The sequence below is a fragment of the Mesorhizobium sp. M5C.F.Ca.IN.020.29.1.1 genome (assembly GCF_003997375.1).
Taxonomy (GTDB): Bacteria; Pseudomonadota; Alphaproteobacteria; order Rhizobiales; family Rhizobiaceae; genus Mesorhizobium; species Mesorhizobium wenxiniae.
In genome coordinates this window covers 1-5,207 of record NZ_RZSW01000455.1, presented here as the reverse complement: position 1 = coordinate 5,207, position 5,207 = coordinate 1, and the positions used below count along the sequence as shown (strand labels likewise).

The 5,207-nt window shown below is 62.4% G+C and carries 4 protein-coding genes and 1 pseudogene; 2 read left to right on the top strand and 3 right to left on the bottom strand.

What is annotated here, in order from left to right; translation table 11 throughout:
- The first annotated feature begins 409 nt into the window (after positions 1-409).
- Both aztC and aztD read left to right on the top strand, forming a co-directional pair.
- Positions 410-1,396, top strand: a complete 987-nt coding sequence (gene aztC, locus EOA85_RS26925) for a zinc ABC transporter substrate-binding protein AztC (protein ID WP_127211790.1) — start codon at positions 410-412, stop codon at positions 1,394-1,396.
- A gap of 64 nt (positions 1,397-1,460) precedes the next feature.
- Positions 1,461-2,672 (top strand): zinc metallochaperone AztD, encoded by a 1,212-nt coding sequence (aztD, locus tag EOA85_RS26920; protein ID WP_245486030.1) that lies wholly within the window; start codon positions 1,461-1,463, stop codon positions 2,670-2,672.
- Between the two features lie 133 nt (positions 2,673-2,805).
- Here aztD and EOA85_RS26915 read toward each other — a convergent pair whose 3' ends face one another.
- From EOA85_RS26915 to EOA85_RS26905, 3 genes and pseudogenes are all read right to left on the bottom strand, one after another.
- Positions 2,806-3,468 (bottom strand): aminotransferase class IV family protein, encoded by a 663-nt coding sequence (locus EOA85_RS26915; protein WP_127211788.1) that lies wholly within the window; start codon positions 3,466-3,468, stop codon positions 2,806-2,808.
- Positions 3,417-4,562 (bottom strand): aminodeoxychorismate synthase component I, encoded by a 1,146-nt coding sequence (locus EOA85_RS26910; protein WP_127211787.1) that lies wholly within the window; start codon positions 4,560-4,562, stop codon positions 3,417-3,419. Before EOA85_RS26910 ends, EOA85_RS26915 begins: the two co-directional genes overlap by 52 nt.
- A 173-nt stretch (positions 4,563-4,735) precedes the next feature.
- Positions 4,736-5,207, bottom strand: a pseudogene (locus EOA85_RS26905) (proton-conducting membrane transporter); the annotation flags it as partial.

Below are 5,207 nucleotides of genomic sequence, written 5' to 3'. Positions count from 1 at the left end.
GTTCGTAGGCCCCCATCGGCCGCTCGGAGCGCGCGAGCGCACCGAGAACCAACTGCTGATTACGTCCAGGCATCCGTTGTTCCTTAGTGTTCCACGCAGTTTCGAGCACAATGGTCACCCGTGAGTTATAACATAACGTTTTCGGTTGACGAATGTGATAACATAACATAACCGATCGTCAAGAGCAGGGCTGACTTTGATGCTTTCCGTGGAGATGGAGCAAATGGCGGTCGGTGTGACCTTTCAGGACCTCACGCTGGGCTACAACAGCCATCCCGACGGAATGATCCGGCCCGGCGGTCATCCGGTCCGGATGGCGTACATTCTTCCATCTTTGCCGGCGCGCAGTGTGCTCGGCACGCGTCCGGCATATGTCCCCACAGAGCCACTTGAACAGAAGGAGTATCGAATGTCCTGGACGCTGAAGCTTGCCGCCGTGGTGGGCGTCATAACATCATTGCCAATCATCCCGTCGGTGGCCGCGGCCGAGAACCTCAAGGTTGTCGCGAGCTTCTCGATCATCGCCGATTTCGCCAAGAATGTCGGCGGCGACCGTGTCGACATCATCACGCTGGTCGGCCCGAATGGTGACGCCCATGTCTACGAACCGAAGCCGGCCGACGCGGCCACCGTCGGTTCTGCCGACGTGGTGCTGGTCAACGGCCTTCAGTTCGAGGGCTTCCTTGAGCGTCTCGTCGAGGCGAGCGCGACGAAGGCGCCGGTCGTGGAGTTGACCAAAGGCGGCGAGGTGTTGCGCAACACCGAGGAAGAAGGTCACCACGAACAGGATAAGGCCGCCAAGGGCGGGGAAGGGCACGCCGCGGAGGCGGAAGAGGGCCGTGAGGAAGGGCACCATCATCACGGCGAGTCCGATCCTCATGCATGGCAGTCGGTGCACAATGCCGAACTCTATGTGAAGAACATCGCCGATGCCTTCTGTGCCGCCGATGCGGCCGGCTGTGACAACTATCGGGCCAATGCCCAATCATACCGCCGGCAGCTCGAGGGACTGGAAGCGGAGATCAAAGCTGCTGTAGCTGAGATTCCCGAGGACAAGCGCACGATCATCAGCTCCCACGACGCCTTTGGGTATTTTGAGCACGAATACGGCATAAAATTCCTCGCACCGGAGGGCGTCTCCACCGAATCTGAGGCTTCAGCCTCCGACGTCGCGGCCCTCATCAAACAGATCAGGCAAGACAAGGCTTCGGCAATCTTCGTGGAAAACGTCACCAATCCCCGCCTGATCGAACAGATCGCCAGCGAGACGGGCCAGAAAGTCGGCGGTGAACTCTACTCCGACGCCCTGTCGGATAGGAACGGCCCGGCTGCGACCTATCTCGAGATGATGCGGCACAACATCACGACGATGAAAGGCGCGATCCTCGGAAGCTGACTGCCACGGAGCAATCCGCCTCTTCGTCGACCACAATCAGTTATGTGATAACAAGGAGAATACCGTGAGGACAAATTGGGCGTCAGCCACGGCCATCGCGCTGTTTCTGTCTCTATCAACAAGTGCTGCCCATGCCGAGGAGGTGACCGCCTGGCGCCTCTTCATCTCAGATCACGCGGACCCGAAGGTGACCGTAGTCGATGCAGTCGATGGCGAAAAGCTCGACACGTTCCATCTCAAAGGGCCGGCATCGCTCCATCGGAGCGAAAGCGGCCGGACCGTGTTCGCCGTGCAGGGCGCGGCCGGCGTCGTTACCGGGATCGCGAGCGGCATTTCCTTCGAGGACCACGGCGAGCACGGCGACATCGACGTCGAAGCGCCGAAGCTTGCCGGCGTCGAGATCGCAGGCAAAAAGCCGTCGCATTTCGTCGAGCATGACGGAGACCTCGCCGCTTTTTTCGACGGCGAAGGTGTCGCCCGCATCATCTCCGAGAAGGCCGTTCTGGAAACCAAATCGGATTTCAGGGAAGTGAAGACGGACGCGCCGCAGCACGGCGTCGCAGTCGCCTATGGCTCCCATGTTCTCCTGTCGGAGCCGAACAGGGAAAAGCCGGACGAACTCCCGGTCGGCATCAGGGTCGCTGACGAAGCCGGCGCGCCGATCGGCGGCATCCACGCCTGCCCCGACCTCCACGGGGAGGCGTCTTCCGGCAATATCCTGGCTTTCGCCTGCGCGACCGGTCTGCTTGTTGTCACCGATGGCGACGGCACCCCGGCGATCCGTCACCTACCCTATGCCGATAGCCTGCCGGACGGCAAAACGACGACGCTGATCGGCGGCAGAGGCCTGCAATATTTCCTCGGCAACTACGGCGCCGACAAGGTGGTGCTGATCGATCCGACGGTCGAGAGCGACGCATTCCGGCTGATCAGCCTTCCGACGCGCCGCGTGCATTTCGTGGTCGATGCCGTTCGTGCGAAGTTCGCCTACGTCTTCACCGAGGACGGCCAGCTTCACCAACTCGACGTGGTGAAGGGGGAGATCGCAAACTCGCTCAAGCTGACCGATCCCTATTCGATGGACGGTCACTGGAGCGAGCCGAGGCCGCGCGTCGCGGTCGCCGGCGACAGGATCGTGGTTACGGATCCTTTGAAAGGCGTGCTGCGTCTCGTTGATGCGACATCGTTCGAGAAAACCGGCGACATGGCTGTCGAAGGCAAACCCTTCAACATCGTTTCCGTCGGCGGCTCCGGTCAGACCCACGAAGGCGAATAGTCGCTCCTCCCAAGCGGCTGCCGCGCGTCCGGCCCATTCTTGCCGTGCCGGACGCATCTTCCCAACTCGCAAAGCAAAACCATGCTCGAGACAAAGTCATGGGCGTGTCGTCTGGTGCCTTTTCGGTGCGTTTTCAGCCCAGCCGCGCCGGGATCAATCCGCGCAGGGAATTGCCGACGAACAGCGCTTTGGCCGATTTCAGATCATCCAAGGTGTAGATTGCTTCGCGGGCGCGGCCTTCGTCCAGCAATTCGCCGCGCAGTACGCCAGGCAGCAGGCCGCAATCGAGCCGCGGCGTTGCCAGCGCGCCGTCGCCGAAATCGGCGAAGAGATTGGTGATCGTGCCCTCACAGATTTCGCCACGCTCGTTGGCCAGCAGCACCTCGTCGGCCCGGCTGATCAGATATTCGGCTCGCGCCCGCTGATAGGTGTCCCGGCGACTCGTCTTGTGGCGCAGCAGCGTGTCGCTTGAATCGAGCCGCACCCGCGCCAGTTGCAGTCTCCACACCTTGTCGGCTGCATGCGGCTCGTAAGGCAGCGCCGAGACCGTCACCTTGCCGCTGCGCGACAGGACGAGGCGTGTGCGCAAGGCCATGTCCGGCCGGTCGACGGCGTTCCTGAGCATCTCGCCGACCTTCTGCGGATCGCAGGCAAAACCCAGTTCGGCTGCCGAGCCATAAAGGCGGGCCAAATGGCGGTCGAAACGGAGGAAGCCTTGGCCCGGTTGCCAGCGCATGGTTTCGATCAGCTCGAAATCGGCGGTGTTCCCGTCGCGTAGCGCGCTTTCAGCAGGCACTCCTGATACTCCTCCTCGGCGGTCGAATCGAAGACGACGCCACCACCGATATTGTAGACGGCTTCGCCACTGGAAAAGAGCGATATGGTGCGGATCGCCACCGAAAAGCGCATCCTGCCGCCAGGCGCGATCCAGCCGATGGCGCCGCAATAGACATCGCGCGGCGTGGCTTCCAAGTCGTGCAGGATTTCCATGGCGCGGATTTTTGGAGCGCCGGTGATCGATCCGCATGGAAACAGCGCAGCGAAGATCCGGCGGATGGTGAGGTCGGGCAAGAGCTTGGCCCGCACGCGGCTCACCATCTGATGGACGGTCGGGTAGCTCTCGATGCGGAAAAGCTCCGGCACCTCCAGCGTGCCGACCTCGCTGATCAGCGAGATATCGTTGCGCAGGAGATCGACGATCATCCGGTTCTCAGCCTGGTTCTTCTCGTCGTTGCGCAAGAACGCCTTCAGCCGCTTGTCCTCCGCCTTGGTCGCGCCGCGCGGGGCGGTGCCCTTCATCGGATGCGTCTCGATCATGCCTTCGGCGTCGACCTCGAAGAACAGTTCCGGCGAACGCGACAAGACGACCGGATCGCCGAGTGCGATCAGCGCGCCGTATTTCACCGGCTGGCGCTGCGTCAGCGCGTCGAAGGCGGCCAATGGATCGCCCGACCACTGCGCATGAACTGGGAAGGTCAGATTGCCCTGATAGCAATCGCCCTTGCGAATGTGATTGTGGAGCCGCGCAAAGCGTTTTGCGTAGTCTTCTGAAGACCAGGCAGCCCTTGCATCGAAGATCGGACCGTTGGTCGCCGGCGCGTTGCTGGGCACGACCGCCTGTTCGACAGGGGCGTCGAAGATCCCCAGGCAGACAAGCGGGGCGCGGCGTCCGCCCGGCAGCAGCGGAACGAGCTTCGGTTCGAGCAGGTAGCCGGCCTCGTAGGAGAAATATCCGGCCAGCCATTTGCCGGCGTCATGCGCGGCCTGGGCGATTTCCAGCGCCGGCAGGAAATCCTCCGCCTCATGCGCCACGATGATGTCGGCCGGACGGTCGAAAACGAGCTGATGCGCGCGCTCGTCATTTCTGAAAATTGCAGAGGGCAGGGGCATGGGACTCGGATGCTGCGATCGATGACGCCAGCTATCGCTCTATATGGGGGCTCGAACGCGCGCAATCGAGAGAGCGGCGTCTCAAGACGCAAAGGCAGCCTTGGTGCAAAAGCAAACCGGCGGCACCTCGAAGGCACCGCCGGTCTGTTATGTGCTCGATACCGGCAGGCAATTCAGGTGTTGCTCGCGGTTCCCCCGGTCGGGAAGCGGCGCGCGAATTCCTCCTCATCGCCGGCGGCAAGCAGTTTCGCCTGCTCGATCCAGCGCTCACGCTCGATGCGGCCGTCGAAGTTCAACGTCTCCTCGATTCGCTTGACGTCGGCGGCCGTCCAGGCGGCGATTTGCGCATAGGTTGTGACTCCGAGCCCGTTGAGCAGTCGCTCGTTGGCCGGGCCGATGCCGATAAGGCGGCGCAGATTGCTGGCTTTGCCAGCCGCCGCCTTTGTTGTCGCGGCTTTCTTTGCCGCTGACGCAGCGCTCTTCGGTGCAGCACCCGTTTTCGATGCGGGAAGTTTTGGCGCACTTGCCTGCGACGCGCTCGCTTTCGACGCACTGGCCTTCGGCGCGGCTGCGGCCTTCGCGGCCGCCGGTTTCTTGGACGTGGTCGTGGCTGGCGCGGTCTTTGCTGGCCCGCTCTTGGACGCG